Genomic DNA, 15,925 nt, shown 5'->3' on the forward strand with positions numbered 1-15,925 from the left:
GAGACATGACCGCGTCCCGAGGAGTCTAGCCGAGCCTCCCGGCCGCGCAGCGTCGCCAACGCGACGGACATGCTCAGCGCGGCAGGGTGTCCAGTGCGGCCGCCAGGCCGTCGTCCGTCACGCCGCCGGTGATCTCGCTCGCGGCGTCGACGACGTCTTCGGGTGCCTGGCCCATCGCGACACCGCGGCCGGACGTCGACGCCCAGCGCAGCATGTCGATGTCGTTGCGGCCGTCGCCGGCGGCGAAGACGCGGGAGCGCGGGATGTCGAGCCACTCGCGGACGCGTTCCATCGCGGTGGCCTTCGTCACGCCCTCGGGTGCGATGTCGAGCCATGCGGTCCAGCCGACGTTGTACGAGACCTTGTGCAGGCCCATCCGGTCGACGATCGCCAGGAACTCCTCGAGCCCGTGCTCCGGGGAGATCACGACGACACGCGTGGCCGCGACGCCGAGCAGTTCGTCGAAGTCGACGTGGTCACCGGACGCGGTCATCGCGTCGTCGGGGAACTCGCCGGAGAGCAGGTAGTGGCCGTCGGGCGACTCGACGCCGTACGCCGCATTCGAGAGCGCACCGCGGATGGTCTGCAGCACGTCGGTCGGGTCGAAGGTCTCGACGTGGACGCGGACGTAGCCGTCGATCGCGTGCGCAGCATCCGAGCGGCGCAGGGTCACCGCGCCGTTCGCGCAGACCAGGTACTCGGGCTCGATGCCGAGCGTCTGCAGCACGGGCACGGTCATGCCCTCGCTGCGGCCGGTCGAGAGCATCACCTGGTGGCCGGCGGCGACGGCGGCCCGGATCGCGTCGACGGTCGTCTGGGTGACGACGCCGTCCTCGCGCATCACGGTGCCGTCGATGTCGAGCGCGACGAGCCACCGCTTGACGCGGGTGGTCGACGCGGAGCCGTGGGTCGACGGCCCACCGTGCGGGGTGCTCATCGGGGTTCGATCACCTCGACGCCGCCGAGGTACGGACGGAGCACCTCGGGCACGACGACCGAGCCGTCGGCCTGCTGGTGCGTCTCGAGGATCGCGACGAGCCAGCGGGTGGTCGCGAGCGTGCCGTTGAGCGTGGCGACCGGCGCGGTCTTGCCCGACTCCGTGCGGTAGCGGATGTCGAGGCGGCGGGCCTGGAACGTGGTGCAGTTCGAGGTGGAAGTGAGCTCACGGAAGGTGCCCTGGGTCGGGACCCATGCCTCGAGGTCGTACTTGCGCGCGGCGCTCGTGCCGAGGTCCCCCGCGGCGGTCTCGATCACGCGGTAGTGCAGCCCGAGGTCCTGGAGCATCGACTCCTGGTACGACATCAGCTTCTCGTGCTCGGCGTCCGCCTGGTCCGGGTGGACGTAGGAGAACATCTCGAGCTTGTTGAACTGGTGCACGCGGAGGATGCCGCGGTTGTCCTTGCCCGCGGAGCCGGCTTCACGGCGGTAGCAGGTGGACCAGCCGGCGTAGCGGAGTGCGCGGTCGGCGGCGTCACTGTCGGCTTCGTTGCCGTTGCCGTTGCCGTTTCCGTCGGTCGGGAAGGCCAGGATCTCGTCGGCGTGGTACCCGGCGAGGGCGACCTCGCTGGTGCCGGTGAGGTAGAGGTCGTCCGCTTCGAGCCGGTAGACCTCTGCCGCGTGCTCGCCGAGGAAGCCGGTGCCGGCCATCGTCTCGGGGCGCACCAGCGTCGGGGTGATCAGCGGTGTGAAGCCGTGCTGGATCGCACGGTCGAGGCCGAGCGACATGAGCGCGATCTCGAGCCGGGCGCCGAGGCCCTTGAGGAAGTAGAAGCGCGACCCGGAGACCTTCACGCCGCGCGGGATGTCGATGATGTCGAGGAGCTCGCCGAGGTCCGCGTGGTCCTTCGGCTCGAAGTCGAACTCCGGCTTGGTGCCGACGGTCTTCAGCGTGACGAAGTCGTCCTCGCCGCCCTCGGGCACGCCGGGCAGGACGACGTTCGGGATCGAGCGGACGACCCGGTTGAACGTCTCTTCGGACGCGGTGACGGCCGCCTGGGCTTCCTTCACCTGCGCGGCGAGGGCCTGGGCCTGCTGCACGAGCGCGGCCTTCTCGTCCTTCGGGGCCTTCGCGACGGTCTTGCCGAATGCGTTCTGCTCGGCTCGGAGCGCCTCGAACGACGAGATCGCGCTCCGCCGGGCGGCGTCCGCGGCGACCGCGTCGTCGACGATCTCCACGGAGGCGCCGCGCGCAGCCTGTGAGGCCTTGATGACATCGGGATCGTCGCGCAGCAGCTGGGGGTCAATCACCCATGCATCTTAGCCAGACCGCGTTGCGTCCAAGCCGGGCTGCTGGCAGGCCCCGCCGGTACCGTTGATCCATGTCATCTCCCTCGGAGACCGCGCCCGCGCAGTCGGACGCCCTCGCCACCGAGCACCGCACCGCCGCCGTCGTCTACAACCCGGTCAAGGTGCACCTCCCCACACTGAAGCGGACGGTGGCGAAGTACGAACGCGAAGCCGGCTGGCACGAGACCCTGTGGTTCGAGACCACGGAAGCGGACCCGGGCGGCGGGATGGCCCGCGCGGCACTCGACGCCGGCGCCGACGTGGTCGCCGCGGCCGGCGGTGACGGCACCGTCCGTGCCGTAGCCGAGGTGGTGCACGGCTCGGACGCCGCACTCGCCCTGCTGCCGAGCGGCACGGGCAACCTGCTCGCCCGCAACATGAGGCTGCCGCTCGACGACCTCGGTGCGAGCGCGCACATGATCTTCTCCGGCCACGACCGCCCGATCGACTTCGGGCTGCTCCGGCTGGAACGACCGGACGGCGCGCGGGAGGAGTTCGGCTTCCTCGTGATGGCCGGCCTCGGGCTCGACGCCCGGATGCTCGCGAACACCCGACCCGGACTCAAGAAGCGCGTCGGGTGGCTCGCCTACGTCGACTCGCTGTTCCGCTCCCTGCGGGACATCGACGGCTTCGACTTCCGGTACCGGCTCGACGAGTCGACGACGAAGTCCGTGCGCGGGCACTCGGTGATCGTCGGCAACTGCGGGATGCTCCAGGCGAACGCGATGCTGCTGCCCGAGGCGGAGATCGACGACGGGGTGTTCGACATCGTCGTGATGCGTCCCCGCGGGTTCTTCGGATGGGTGCGCATCGGCGCGCGCATCTTCTGGGAGAACGCGATCCTGCGGTGGTTCCGCCGCTCGTCGCTCGGCAACACCATCGTCGGCCGGCGCATCGTCTCGCGCGCCAAGCAGGAACGGCCGCTGCGCTACCTCCGCGGTTCGGAGTTCGTGCTGCGCCTCGAGAAGCCCGACGAGTTCGAGATCGACGGGGACCCGGTCGGTGAGATCTCGGCGTTCCGGGCGCGCATCGACCCGGGGTCCCTGCGCGTGCGGGTGCCGGCGCCGTCGGACGCCCCGACGCGCGGGCGCAAGCGCGGCTAGCGCGGCGCGGCGCCACGGGCGCGGGCGCGGGCGCGGGCGCGGGCGCGGGCGCGGGCGCAATGTGCGAGGTTCCGGACAGTGTGCGACCCGCGGCGCCTCGCACGGAGTACGCAACCTCGCACAGTGCGGGGGGAGCGCGCCGGGGCGAGGCGTGCTACGCCGGGTCGGGCTAGCCCGACACGATCGCTCGGAGCCAGTCCCGCGCCTCGACGAACGCCTCGTCCGAGTAGCGCAACGGCACCTCGGACTCCTGCCGGTCGGCCCGCGGGTACGACCCGAGGAACGTCACGCGCGGGCTGAACCGCCGGAGTCCGAGCAGCGCATCGGCCACCCGCTCGTCGAGCACGTGCCCGTCCAGGTCGATGACGAACCGGTACCGCCCGAGCTCGTCGCCGATCGGCCGTGAGGTCAGCAGCCCCATGTTGATCCCCCGGGTCGCGAACTGCTCGAGCATGTCGACGAGCGCACCCGGGTGGTCGGCGGGGAGTTCGACGATGACGCTCGTCTTGTCCGAACCGGTCCGTGCCGGGATCGCCAGGGTCTTCGAGACGAGCACGAACCGGGTGACCGCGCTGGCGTTGTCCCCGATGGAGTCGGCGAGGACCACGAGGTCGTGGTGGTCGGTGATCCCGGGCGGGGCCACGGCGGCGTCGGCGGTGGGGTTCGTGTCGAGCAGCGCGGTCGCCGCGGCGACGTTCGATGACGCGGGGATGTGCCCGTGGCCGGGGACGTTCGCCTCGAGCCAGTGGTGGGTCTGGGCGTAGGCGACGGGGTGCGCGTTCACGGTGCGGACATCGGCGAGCGCGGTGCCGTGCCGCGCGACGAGCACGAAGTCGACCGGGACCAGGTACTCCCCCACGATCCGCACGCCGGGGATCCGGGCGAGGGCGTCCTGCGTGGCGCTGACACCGCCGTCGACGCTGTTCTCGATCGCGATCACCGCGCCGACCGAGCGGCCGGAGACGACGTCGTCGAGCGCTTCGCCGACGTTGTTGACGCTCCGCCAGGGCTTGCCGGCGGCGGCCTCGACGAGCTTGAGCGCCGCCTCGGTGAAGGTGCCGGCGGGTCCGAGGTAGCTGTACGTGTCGGACGCTGCGTCGGGCTGGCTCATGCCGCCGAGCCTATTGCAAGCGCCCACGCGCGCAGCGCCTGCTTGCAGCGCCCACGCGCGCAGCGCCCCCGTCAGTCGGCCGCGGTCCCCGTCAGGCGGGCCTCGCAGATCGCGGCGTCGTCGGCGTCCCGCGGGTACGTCAGCGCCGCGAACCGTCCCTCGGGGTCGAGCGTCGACAGCAGCGACTTCGCGATGCCGTCGAGCTGCGCGACCTGCTCGTCGGACAGTGCGTCGATGACGTACTTCCGCGCGGTCCGGACGTGGTCGGGCGCTGCGTCGACGATGGTGGCGTACCCGGCGTCGGTGAGCCGGACGTCGGTCGCCCGACGGTCGTCGACGGACGGGCACCGGGAGACGAGTCCGCGCTTCTCGAGCCGGGACACCACGTGCGACAACCGCGGCAGCGAGGCGTTGGTGGCCGCGGCGAGCGCCGACATCCGGAGCGTCCTGGTGTCGGTCTCGGAGAGCATCGCGATGACCATGTAGTCGAAGTGCGTCAGGTCGGCGTCGCGCTGGAGCTGCTGGTCGAGCGCGGCCGGCAGGAGTTCCATGACGGCGACGAGCTTCATCCAGGCGCGCAGCTGTTCGCGCGTCAGCCAGGGTGTCTCGTCGGTCATGACCCCATCCTACGAAATGGTTGTCGATTCAACCAGTGCTGATCGGCGTCGCGCGGTGAGCCACCCCACGACGAGCGCGGCGACCACCACGACCAGCAGGACGCCCTCGACGACCAGCAGTCGCCCGAGGTAGTCGAACGGCACCACGGTCGGGTTCTTCGCCCCGTGGTGCTTCGCCCCGATCTCCGGGATGACGACGAGCGCCAGGACGCTGCCGAGCACGACCGCGGCCTGCACCACCACGAGCACCCACACGCGGAGGGCGCGTCCGGCACGACGGAGCCCGAGGCCGACGAGCACGACGAACGGCGACAGGATCGCGTCGTGCAGGATCACGGCACCGAGCAGCCAGGTCGCGAGGCCACCGATCCGGTTCGGCTTCACCGTCGTGACCATCACGTAGGCACCGAACGCGAGCACCAGCACGCCGAGGACGACGAGCACGATCCGGGCGACCCTCACGAGAGCACCTCGATCCGCTCGATCCACTTCGTCTGCAGGACCCCGGGTCGTCCGGGCGCGATGATCCGTGCGGGGAACCCGTGGTCCAGGTCGAGCGTCGCGCCGTTCAGCTCGAGCGCGACGAGGGTCGTCGGGTCGGAGGCGTACTCCGGTCCCATGTCCATGATCCGGTAGCCGCCGTGCCGCTCGAGGCTCGTCACGCGAACGTGCGACCCCGGGTCGGCCTGCACGGCTGCGAGCAGGTCGCGCATCCGGACGCCCTTCCACCTGGCCATCTGGCTCCAGCCCTCGACGCAGGAGATCGGGAGCGCCGCCTCGGCCGTGCCGAGGGCGACGAGCTCGGCGCGTGAGAACGTCCGCGTCACGGCGGGTCCGGCGACGGTCAGGGTCCAGTCCGCGGCGGTCGCCGTCGCGAGCACCCCGGCCGCGCGCGCGGTCCGGTTCACGGGCAGGCCGTTCGGGCCGAGCCCGCGCTTGCGGGGCGCGAACACGTTGAAGGGCTCGGCGAGCTTCGAGGACTGGCCGGCGGTGAGCACGACGACGCCAGCCGTCGCCGCGGCGACACCGGTGAAGAAGCCACGGCGGGCGATCCGCTCGCGTCGTCCGTCGGCAGCCCCCGAGGACCCTGACGGCGACGGCCTGGAGGCTCGGCGCGGCTCCGCCCCGTCGGCCCAGCGCATCACGCGGCCGGTGATCCCCCGCGGGTACGTCCCGGTGCCGTGGTACTCCGGCAGTTCGCTGCCGACGGTGTCGTCGTGGACGAACCGGCCGTCCGCGTCGTAGGAGTCCCGCGCCCGCCAGTACCGCACGATGATCGGCAGCTTCGTCCCGATGTGGATCGCCAGCGACCCGATCAGCACGAAGGAGAGCGCGAAGTGGACCTGCCGGAACGGGAACGGCCACGGGTACCACTGGAACGTGTTCACGAGTCCGGTACCGACCTGCACGATCGCGGCCGAGACGAACACCGCGATGGAGAGCCGTTCGAGCAGGTGCAGTGCCCCGCGGACGGGCGGGTCCTGGGCGAGCGCCGGCATCACCGTGTTGAGCTTCGCGAGGAGCAGCGGGATGATCGCGATCCCCGCCGTGATGTGCAGCCCCTGCGTGAACTGGTAGAGCCGGACCGGCCGGGTCGCGAAGTGCATCCCGGGCAGCGGGTCCTGCAGCAGGTGGCTGTAGAGCCCGGTGCCGAAGCAGATCAGGAAGGCGATGCCGAGCAGGCGCCCGAGGACGACGGCGGAACGGGCGTTCCGGTTCGGCGACGCCATCGCGGCCCTCGCGTCGTGCAACGCCGTCCGGACGAACGTCGGTAGCCTCGACGGACCATGCGACTGCGACTCGGCCACCCGTTCTCGACCGTGCTCGCCGTCGTCGGCGTGCTGGCCCTCGCGGGCATCATCGCCGTCGGCGTCACGCATCTGGGGTTCCTCCGGTCGGGTCATCGTCAACCATTCGTTGCGTGGACCCTGATCGCTTGGGCGGTCTTCGTCATCGCTGTCGTCGCGCTCCGGTTCGTGCCACCGCGACTGGTGACCATCATCGTCCTCGGCGGTGCCGTCGTGGTGGGACTCGCCGCGCTGGCGGGGCCGCCGAACACGAGCACCGACTCGGCCCGGTACGCCTGGGACGGCATCGTCCAGCACGCCGGGATCTCCCCGTACGCGCACACCCCGCAGTCCGAGGCGCTCGCGGCCCTCCGTCCGGAGTGGCTGTTCCCGGACAAGATCGGCGGCACCTGCGACCCGCTCCAGCCCCGCTACCGGGGGCTCGGCGACGGCGCGCTCGGGCACTGCACGGCGATCAACCGCCCGGACGTCCCGACGATCTACCCGCCGATGGCCGAGCTCTGGTTCGCGCTGGTCCGCGCGTTCGTCCCGGTCACGGTGACGTACTGGCCGTTCCAGGTCGCCGGCCTGGTCGTCTCGCTCGGCGTCACCGTCGGGCTGCTCGCCGTCCTCCGCCGCACCGGCCGTCCGGCGTGGTGGGCAGCGATCTGGGCGTGGTCGCCGCTCGTCGCATCCGAGGCGGTGACGAACTCGCACGTCGACGTCATCGGCGCCGCCCTCGCCACCGCCGGTGCCGTGCTCGTCGCGTTCGGCCGGCCGATCTGGGGCGGGATCATGCTCGGCGCAGCGACCTGCGCGAAGCTCATCCCGGCGATCGTCTACCCGCCGCTCCTCGGGCGGTGGCGGAACTGGTGGGCGATCCCGGTCGGCATCGCGGTGTTCGGCCTGCTCTACGTCCCCTACGTCGCGGTCACCGGGACGAAGGTGCTCGGGTACCTGCCCGGCTACCTCACGGAAGAGGGCTACGAGGACGGCTCCCGGTTCGCCCTCGTCTCGCTCGTCGTCAAGGGCGACGCCGGGACGATCGTGGTGGGACTCCTCGTCCTGGTCGCCGCGGTGCTCGCCTGGCGCCTGTCCGACCCGTCGCGCCCCTGGTCCGGCGAGGTGCTGATGATCGGGGTGACGTTCCTCGCGGTGACGCCGCGCTACCCCTGGTACTCGCTTCTGCTCATCCCGTTCGTGGTCCTCTCCGGCCGCTGGGAGTGGATGTCCGTCGCGCTCGCCATCGCCCTCCGCGGGGTGTGGCCGTCGGTCGACGCCTACCGCTGGTGGCTCGCCGCCGCGGTCGTGGTCATCGTCGTCGTCACCCTGATCCGGACGGACCGGTCGGACTGGGTGCGGTGGCGCGACCGGCTCCTCCCCGGGCGTGACCGGCGGCTGCACGTATCATCGCTGCCATGACGGCCGTCGTACTCCCCTCGACCGGGCTGCTGCGGCGCGTGCGCTCGTCGACCGCGGTCCCGCCACGGCCCGACGGCGACGACGGGCTGGTCGACCGCTTCGGCCGTCGGGCGATCGACCTCCGGGTCTCGCTGACGGAGCGCTGCAACCTCCGCTGCACGTACTGCATGCCCGCGGAGGGGCTGCCGGTCATCCCGGGTGACTCCCTGATGACGGCGGCCGAGATCGAGCGGCTCGTCCGCCTCGGTGCCGAGCACCTCGGCATCCGCAAGGTCCGCTTCACGGGCGGGGAGCCGCTCCTCCGCAGGGACCTCGTCGACGTGATCGCCCGCTGCGCGACGCTCCCGGTCGAGGTGTCGCTGACCACCAACGCGATCGGCCTCGCCGGACGCGCACAGGCACTCCGCGACGCCGGGCTGACCCGGGTGAACGTCTCGCTCGACACCGTCGACCCGGACGTCTTCGCCACCGTGACCCGGCGTCCGTTCCTCGACCGGGTGCTCGACGGCATCGCCGCCGCGGACGCGGCCGGCCTCGGCGTGAAGGTGAACGCGGTGCTCCTCCGCGGCGTGAACGACCACCTGGCCTCCGAGCTCCTCACCTGGTGTCTGGAGCGCGGGCACGAGCTGCGGTTCATCGAGCAGATGCCACTCGATCCCGGGCACGCCTGGGACGGCCCGACCATGGTCACCGCCGCGGAGACCCGCGGGATCCTCGGCGCGGAGTACGTGCTGACGCCGGACGACGCCCCGCGCGACGGCGCCCCGGCCGAACGCTTCCGGGTCGCCTCGCGCGCCACCGGAGCGCACCTCGGGACGGTCGGCATCATCGCCAGCGTGACGGAGTCGTTCTGCGCGGACTGCACCCGCACCCGTCTCACGGCCGAGGGGCACGTCCGCAGCTGCCTGTTCTCCGACGAGGAGTCGGACCTCCTCGGCCCGATGCGCGCGGGTGCCTCCGATGCCGAGGTCCTCGACGCGTGGCGGCTCGCGATGTGGGCGAAGCCGCGCGACCACGGCGACGACGCGGACGGCATGGTGCACCCGGCCCGCGGCATGAGCGCGATCGGCGGATGACGATGACCACGATGCGGTTCTTCGCGGCTGCCAGGGCTGCCGTCGGCATCGACGAGACGACCGTCGACGCGGCCACCCTCGACGGTGCGCTCCGTGCGGTCGATGCGGAGGACGCGCTGCGGTGGGAAGCGCTGCAGGAACGGTGCTCGTACCTGGTCGACGGCATCAGCACCCGCGACCGATCGACCCCGCTCGACGGCGTCGCCCTGGTCGACGTGATGCCCCCCTTCGCCGGCGGCTGACCCGCGTACGTTCCTTCCCATCGCACCCGCACTGGGAAGTTGCAACGCGCGTGGGCAGTCGAAAGGAACGACCTCCTACGCGCGATTCGACTCCCCACGCGCGATTCCACCTCCTACGCGCGATTCGACACCATCCGCGCGATTCAGCGGTCATCGTCCGGGCGCGTAGACGTCCACCTCGCCGGGCGGGACCGTGAGGTGCACCGCGTCCCCGCTCGCGAGTGCGAGGCGCCGGGCAGCCGCGACGGTCACGTCGGCGACGAGTTCGCCGGCCCTGACGCGGACGAGTCCGTCCCGCGGCTCGATGCTCCGCACGGTGCGCACGGGTCCGTCCCCGTCCCGCGTCACGACGGCGGCCGTCGGGTGGTAGGCGGCCAGGACAGCACCGCCGGGAGGCTCGGTGGGCGTCGCCGACGCCAGCTCGCCCCCGCCGTCCAGCGCGATGCCGGTGCCCGTGGCCGTCCCCGGGACGAGCGCGAGTCCGGAGAACGCGGCGCCGAACGCGCTGGTCGGGCGCCCGAGGACCTCCGCGGTCGTGCCGGTCTCGACGACGCGGCCACGCTCGACCACCACGACGCGGGTGGCGAGGGCGACGACCTCGATCGGGTCGTGCGTGACGAGGATGCTCGGCCGGCCGGCGATCGCGGTGCCGAGGGCGGCCCGGACGCTCTCCCGGGCCTCGACGTCGAGCGCCGAGGTGGGTTCGTCGAGGAGCAGCACCGCCGGGCCGGCGGCGAGGGCCCTGGCGATCGCGACCCGCTGCGCCTGCCCGCCCGACAGGGTGGCCGGAGCGCGGCTCGACAAGCCGACCGCGTCGACGACGGCAAGTGCTTCCTGTGCGGCGATCCGTGCCTCCCGTCCGGACCGACCGGATGCGCGCGGACCGTAGCCGACGTTGCGGGCGACCGACAGGTTCGGGAAGAGGTCGGGACGCTGGGCGACCAGGCCGACCCGGCGGCGGTGGGGTGGGACGGGTCGCCGTGCTCCGTCGACGGTGCGACCGTCGATCTCGATGCCGCCGGCGTCGAGGGCGACGAGGCCGGCGATCGCCTCGACGACCGAGGACTTGCCGGCGCCGTTGGGACCGACGAGCGCGACGCACTCGTCGGGGCCGACCTCGATCGTGACGTCCACGTCGCGGTCCCGCAGGACGACGTGCGCGCGCAGCCCGGTCACGTGGCGACCGTCCGTGCTCCGGCGCGGACCGACGTCAACCCGATCACGACGACGGCGACCACGACGAGGACGAGGGCCAGCGCGACCGCGGTGTCCGGGTCGACCTCGCGCTGCAGGTAGATCTCCAGCGGCAGGGTCCGCGTGACGCCCTGCAGGCTGCCCGCGAAGGTGAGCGTCGCGCCGAACTCGCCGAGCGCCCTCGCGAAGCAGAGCACCAGCCCGGAGGCGATCCCGGGCAGCGCACGCGGGATCGTCACGGTGAACAGCACGCGCGTCGGACCCGCACCGAGGGTCGACGCGATCCGCTCGAGGCGGTCACCGCCGATCCGGAGCGAGCCCTCGATCGCGCTGACCAGGAACGGCATCGCGACGAAGGTCTGCGCCATCACGACCGCTGCCGTGGTGAACGCGATCCGGACGCCGTGGTCGGCGAGGAACCCGCCGACCGGGCCGATCCTGCCGAAGGCCGCGAGGAGCGCGAGCCCGCCGACGACCGGCGGCAGCACCAGCGGCAGCAGGACCACGGCACGGGCGAGGCCCACCCAGCGGGAGCGGACGCGGGAGAAGACGATCGCGAGGGGCAAGCCGAGGACGAAGGCGATGCCGGTCGCGGCGGCGGCGGTGCCGAGGCTCAGGCCGAGCGCGGTGAGCGACGCCGGGGACGTGACCAGGGCGACGAAGGACGACCAGTCCACGCGGCCGACCATCGCGAGCACCGGGACGACGACGAAGAGACCGCCGACGACCGCGGGGATCGGCAGCCACCACGGGGCCCTGGTCACGGTGCGCTCACGGGTGGGTGCTCATGCCTCGGCGCTCACGGCTTGCCGAAGCCCGCCGCGTGCAGGACCTTCTCGCCGTCGGCGGAGCGCACGTAGGCGCTGAACGACTTCGCGAGGGCGGCGTTCGACGATCCCTTGACGACACCGATCGGGTAGGTGTTCACGGCCTTGTCCGCGGCGTCGAAGTCAACGCCCTGCACCTTGTCGCCGGCACCCTGCACGTCGGTGACGTAGACGAGCCCCGCGTCCGCCTGACCCGACTCGACCTTGCCGAGGACGTCCGTGACCGACTGCTCCTCGCTGACGGGGTGCAGGGTGATGCCCGTCGCGGACTCCACCTTCTGCGTCGCCGCGCCGCACGGGACCGGGGCCGCGCAGGTGACGACCTGCAGACCGGAGGCGTCGAGGTCCGCGAAGTCGTCGATGCCCTTCGGGTTGCCCGGCGCCACGGCGATCTGGAGCACGTTGGTCGCGAAGGCGGGCGCGCTGCCGGCGATGAGGTCGGCCGTCGTGAGCTTCTGCATGTTCGGCTCGTCGGCGCTCGCGAAGACGTCGGCGGGCGCGCCGTTCTGGATCTGGGTGACGAGGTCGCTCGAGCCGGCGAAGGAGAACGTGACCGAGGTGCCGGGGTTGGCCTGCTCGTAGTCCTTGCCGAGCTCGGTGAAGGTCTGCTGGAGGGAGGCCGCGGCGAACACGGTGATCTTGCCCGCGGGGCCGGTCGCGCTGGCGCTGGCGCTGGTGGTGCCCGCGCCCGCGGTGTCGCTGCTCGTGCTACAGCCGGCGAGGAGTGCGACTCCGGCGATGCCGACGACGACGGTGGCGATGGACCTGGAACGCATGCGATTCTCCCCGCTGGTGCCGCACGTACGGCACATCAGCGCAAGCATATCCGCAGATGCGGATCAGACGATCGGCAGTCCCTCGCGTCGCCAGGCCTCCATGCCGCCGTCGAGGATCGTCGTCGGCCGGTCGACGGTGGCGGCCCATGCCACCGCACGCGGGCCGCGGGCACAGACGACGACGAGGGCGGTGTCGGAGTCGGTGCCGGTCGTGTGCAGCTGGTCGGGGGTGACGGCGCCGGGGATCGTGCCCGTCGACAGTTCAGCCGGGGTGCGGACGTCGACGACGACCACCGGGTCCGCAGGGTCGGCGACGCGGGCAGCGAGCGCCGCGGGCGCGATGCGGACGGCGTCGTCGTGTGCTTCGTGCTCCGCGGCCGGTCCCGGACGTCGGGAGCCCGGGCCGCGGCGCAGCGGGCTCTCCGTCCAGCGCCACCGACGGGCGTCCACGCTGAGCACCCGTCCGACGAGCGGTTCCCCCAGCCCGGCCACGAGCGCGGTCACCTGCGCGGCCATCACCGACCCCACCGCACCGCAGAGGGCCGGCAGGACCCCGTCGAGCGCGCACGAGCCCTCGTCCGGCCGGACCTCCGGGTGCAGGTCGTGGAAGTCCACCGCGGGGCCGCCCGCGCTGCCTGTGTCGTCGAACACGGACACCTGCCCGTCGTAGCCGAGCACGCTCCCCCACACGAACGGCACCCGCGCGGCGGCGCACGCGTCCGAGATCGCCCGCGTGACGACGACCGAGTCGGCCGCGTCCACCACGACGTCGTGTCCGGCGACCATGCCGGGGTGGAAGGAGTCCACGACGGCCTCGACCCGGCACTCCGGGTCCACCGCCCGGGCACGGTCGGCGGCGACCTGCGCCTTCGGACGTCCGACGTCCGCCGCGCTGAAGAGCGTCTGCCGCGCCAGGTTCGACGGGTCGACGGTGTCCGGGTCGACGATCGTCAGCCGGGCGATGCCGCTGCCGGCGAGGTAGGCGATGACCGGTGCGCCGAGGCCGCCGGCACCGACGACGAGGACGCTCGCGGCGGCGAGGCGCTCGAGCGTGCGGTCGCCGCCGGCGTCGAGCGCGGCCGTCCGGGACCCCAGGCGGCGGCGGGCGGGGCTGAGGGGGTCGGTCGTCGCGCGGTCGGTCGTCGCGCGGTCCGTCGTCGCGCGGTCCGTCGTCGCGCGGTCGGTCGTCGCGCGGTCGGTCGTCGCGCGGTTCGGCGGGTCAGTCGTCGTCATCCGGCGTCTCCACCGTGACCATCGTCGCCTTCACCGAGGCCACCGCGACCGAACCGACCTCGAGCCCGAGGTCCCGGACCGCCTCCGCGCTCATCAGCGACACGACCCGGTGCGGCCCGCACTGCAGCTCGACCTGCGCCATCACGGTGTCGACGACCACGTCCGTGACGATCCCGACGAACCGGTTCCGTGCCGAACTCCGTACACCGGTGGCCGGGTCGGGCAGCGCCGCGCCGTGGCCCTTCGCGTGGCGCGCGAGCTCCCGTCCGTCGACCACGGCCCGACCGGACTCGTCGGCGAGGCGTGTGAAGGTCCCGCCGTCCACCAGCCGACGGACCGTGTCGTCGCTCACCCCGAGGTACCGCGCAGCGTCCTTGATCCGCAACCGACTCATGTCCCGGATGTTAGCCGCTCCGGGCGACCCGTCGGATCCTGTGAGCACTCCGAATCCCACCGTGACCTTCACAGCCGCACGGGGAACGACCCCGGGTCCTCGCCCAGGGGCCCTCGATACCGTCGAGCGCGTGAGTTCTCCCCGGACCGGCGCCGTCCGCGTCCCCCGTCCGCTCTCCGCGTCGTCGGTGCGGGCGCGGCTGCGTGGTGCGTCGGGCACGCTCGGACTCGCGGTCGTCCGCACCCCCGAGCTCACGGTCGGGGCCATCGCGGTCATCGTCACCGCCGCCTTCTCCTGGGTCCCGTCGCTCTGGTACGACGAGGCGGCCACGGTCACCAGCGCCCAGCGGACGTGGGCGCAGCTCTGGGCGGAGCTGCACTCGGTGGACGCCGTGCACGGGCTCTACTACGCGCTGATGCACGTCTGGTTCTGGCTCGTCGGCTACACCCCCTTCACGCTCCGGTTCCCGAGCGCGCTCGCGATCGGCGTCGCGGCCGGTCTCGTCGTCGCCCTCGGTCGTCGACTCGGCGGGAAACGGCTCGGCATCACCGCCGGGCTGGTGTTCATGGCGCTCCCCCGGGTGCAGTGGGCCGGCGGGGAAGGCCGCCCGTACGCCACCATCACCACGCTCTCGGTCTGCCTGACCCTCGTCGCCCTGACCGCGGTCCGCCGGACCCGGTCCGGCGTTCGGCCGACACGGTGGTGGATCACCTACGGCGTCCTCGCACTGGTCGCCGTCACGTTCAACGTCTACCTCGCGCTCGCCGTGGTCGCCCACGCCGTGGTGCTGCTCTGGATCACGTTCGCCCGGCGATTCGAGGTCCGCCGGGCCACGATGGCGCGACGCGACGCCGCGCTCCCCGCACCGCTGGTCTCCCGTCGGACCTGGGTGCTGTGGGCGATCGCTGCCGTCGCCGCCGCCGGCGCGGTCTCCCCCTTCGTGCTGGCCGTGTCCTCACAGTCGAAGCAGGTGTCCTGGATCGCGGGCATCACGTCCCGGACCGACGCGCAGGTGTTCGCGACCGCCTGGTTCGGCGGGGTGGACTGGTACGCCGCCGGCGCGTGGACGCTGATGGGCATCGGCGTGGTCACCGCCGTGGTGCAGTCGCACCGCCGGTCCCCCAGCGTGCGTGCCCTCTTCCGGATGCAGGCGGTCCGGGTGGCGCTGCCGCTCGCCGTCGTCCCGACCGCCGTCCTCGTCGGCGTCACCGCGGCCGGCGAGCACCTCTACTCGCCGAAGTACGCCAGCCTCAGCCTGCCGTTCGTCGCGATCCTGATCGCCCTCGCGATCACGCTCGTCCGTCCGCGCGCGGTGCTGGCCGGCGCCGTGGTGCTCGCCCTCGTGCTCTCCGTCCCCACCGCGATCGACGTGAAGACCCCCCGCTCGAAGCAGGACTCGACGTGGGCGAACGCCGCCTCCATCATCAACGGGGCGCGCGACGACCGCCCCGATGCGGACGAGGGTGTCGTCTTCGGCAGCGTATACGGGCACCCGGGCACCACCGCCGACATCATCCGGGTGTCCTACCCGTGGGCGTTCACCGGGATGACCGACCTCGGCGTGCGGTCGAACGGCGCTGCGTCGGGGGTGCTCTGGAACCGGACCGGGGACCTCGCGACGACGATCCCCGCCCGGCTCGACGACATCGACACCGTGTGGTTCGTCGGCGGGACGTCGCGGAACATCGAACCCGAGGCGGCCGCCGTGCTCCGGTCGCACGGGTTCGTCGCGGAGCAGCACTGGGAGACCGGCACCGTGATCATGACGGAGTACGTCCGAGCGCACTGACGGCGCAGCCCTGGTGGCGCTGCCGGGCGTCGGGGCGTCGTCGGTCGCGGCCTGTGCCATGCTGCCGG

16 protein-coding genes are annotated in these 15,925 nt (G+C 72.5%); 5 read left to right on the top strand and 11 right to left on the bottom strand.

Annotation, left to right across the window (positions count from 1 at the left end):
- Nucleotides 1-73: 73 nt before the first annotated feature.
- Nucleotides 74-937, bottom strand: coding sequence for an HAD family hydrolase (locus EDF55_RS15060; protein ID WP_123655763.1), 864 nt, complete (start codon nt 935-937; stop codon nt 74-76).
- Entirely contained in the window at nt 934-2,247 is a 1,314-nt protein-coding gene (gene serS, locus EDF55_RS15065; RefSeq protein ID WP_123655764.1) for a serine--tRNA ligase, read from the bottom strand. The genes EDF55_RS15060 and serS overlap by 4 nt, the downstream gene beginning before the upstream one ends.
- Before the next feature lie 71 nt (nt 2,248-2,318).
- Between serS and EDF55_RS15070 the strand changes: the two genes are divergently transcribed.
- Nucleotides 2,319-3,389 (top strand): diacylglycerol kinase family protein, encoded by a 1,071-nt coding sequence (locus EDF55_RS15070; RefSeq protein WP_123655765.1) that lies wholly within the window; start codon nt 2,319-2,321, stop codon nt 3,387-3,389.
- A 169-nt stretch (nt 3,390-3,558) separates the two neighbouring features.
- Here the strand turns inward: EDF55_RS15070 and pheA are convergent, their stop codons facing one another.
- The 4 genes from pheA to EDF55_RS15090 form a co-directional block, all read right to left on the bottom strand.
- Entirely contained in the window at nt 3,559-4,500 is a 942-nt protein-coding gene (gene pheA / locus EDF55_RS15075; protein ID WP_123655766.1) for a prephenate dehydratase, read from the bottom strand.
- A 71-nt stretch (nt 4,501-4,571) separates the two neighbouring features.
- Nucleotides 4,572-5,117 carry a MarR family winged helix-turn-helix transcriptional regulator gene (locus tag EDF55_RS15080; RefSeq protein WP_123655767.1) on the bottom strand — a complete coding sequence of 182 codons (546 nt, stop codon included), beginning with the start codon at nt 5,115-5,117 and terminating at the stop codon, nt 4,572-4,574.
- Nucleotides 5,118-5,126: 9 nt separating this feature from the next.
- The gene (locus EDF55_RS15085) at nt 5,127-5,579 is read right to left on the bottom strand and encodes a hypothetical protein (RefSeq protein ID WP_123655768.1); all 453 of its coding nucleotides are present in this window, start codon (nt 5,577-5,579) and stop codon (nt 5,127-5,129) included.
- The gene (locus tag EDF55_RS15090) at nt 5,576-6,847 is read right to left on the bottom strand and encodes a molybdopterin-dependent oxidoreductase (RefSeq protein ID WP_123655769.1); all 1,272 of its coding nucleotides are present in this window, start codon (nt 6,845-6,847) and stop codon (nt 5,576-5,578) included. The genes EDF55_RS15085 and EDF55_RS15090 overlap by 4 nt, the downstream gene beginning before the upstream one ends.
- Before the next feature lie 57 nt (nt 6,848-6,904).
- Between EDF55_RS15090 and EDF55_RS15095 the strand changes: the two genes are divergently transcribed.
- Genes EDF55_RS15095 through EDF55_RS15105 form a run of 3 tightly spaced genes read left to right on the top strand, consistent with a single transcriptional unit; the run spans nt 6,905 to nt 9,644 of the window.
- Nucleotides 6,905-8,326 carry a glycosyltransferase family 87 protein gene (locus tag EDF55_RS15095; RefSeq protein ID WP_123655770.1) on the top strand — a complete coding sequence of 474 codons (1,422 nt, stop codon included), beginning with the start codon at nt 6,905-6,907 and terminating at the stop codon, nt 8,324-8,326.
- Nucleotides 8,323-9,402: a GTP 3',8-cyclase MoaA gene (moaA, locus tag EDF55_RS15100; RefSeq protein WP_123655771.1), complete on the top strand. Its 1,080-nt coding sequence runs from the start codon at nt 8,323-8,325 to the stop codon at nt 9,400-9,402. Before EDF55_RS15095 ends, moaA begins: the two co-directional genes overlap by 4 nt.
- A complete protein-coding gene (locus tag EDF55_RS15105) occupies nt 9,399-9,644 on the top strand; it encodes a MoaD/ThiS family protein (RefSeq protein WP_123655772.1) in 246 nt (81 codons plus the stop codon). Before moaA ends, EDF55_RS15105 begins: the two co-directional genes overlap by 4 nt.
- A gap of 150 nt (nt 9,645-9,794) precedes the next feature.
- On the opposite strand, the gene EDF55_RS15110 is transcribed toward EDF55_RS15105, so the two are convergent.
- From EDF55_RS15110 to EDF55_RS15130, 5 genes are all read right to left on the bottom strand, one after another.
- Nucleotides 9,795-10,820, bottom strand: a complete 1,026-nt coding sequence (locus EDF55_RS15110; RefSeq protein ID WP_260236074.1) for an ABC transporter ATP-binding protein — start codon at nt 10,818-10,820, stop codon at nt 9,795-9,797.
- Nucleotides 10,817-11,602: an ABC transporter permease gene (locus tag EDF55_RS15115; RefSeq protein WP_123655773.1), complete on the bottom strand. Its 786-nt coding sequence runs from the start codon at nt 11,600-11,602 to the stop codon at nt 10,817-10,819. The genes EDF55_RS15110 and EDF55_RS15115 overlap by 4 nt, the downstream gene beginning before the upstream one ends.
- A 35-nt stretch (nt 11,603-11,637) precedes the next feature.
- Nucleotides 11,638-12,441: a molybdate ABC transporter substrate-binding protein gene (gene modA / locus EDF55_RS15120; RefSeq protein WP_123655774.1), complete on the bottom strand. Its 804-nt coding sequence runs from the start codon at nt 12,439-12,441 to the stop codon at nt 11,638-11,640.
- A gap of 63 nt (nt 12,442-12,504) precedes the next feature.
- Nucleotides 12,505-13,674: a ThiF family adenylyltransferase gene (locus tag EDF55_RS15125; RefSeq protein WP_123655775.1), complete on the bottom strand. Its 1,170-nt coding sequence runs from the start codon at nt 13,672-13,674 to the stop codon at nt 12,505-12,507.
- Nucleotides 13,661-14,068: a molybdopterin-binding protein gene (locus EDF55_RS15130; RefSeq protein WP_123655776.1), complete on the bottom strand. Its 408-nt coding sequence runs from the start codon at nt 14,066-14,068 to the stop codon at nt 13,661-13,663. The genes EDF55_RS15125 and EDF55_RS15130 overlap by 14 nt, the downstream gene beginning before the upstream one ends.
- A gap of 130 nt (nt 14,069-14,198) precedes the next feature.
- Here EDF55_RS15130 and EDF55_RS15135 point away from each other — a divergent pair, with 130 nt between their 5' ends.
- Nucleotides 14,199-15,857, top strand: coding sequence for a glycosyltransferase family 39 protein (locus EDF55_RS15135; protein WP_165931404.1), 1,659 nt, complete (start codon nt 14,199-14,201; stop codon nt 15,855-15,857).
- Nucleotides 15,858-15,925: the final 68 nt, after the last annotated feature.

It is taken from the genome of Curtobacterium sp. ZW137 (genome assembly GCF_003762905.1).
Lineage (GTDB): Bacteria > Actinomycetota > Actinomycetes > Actinomycetales > Microbacteriaceae > Curtobacterium.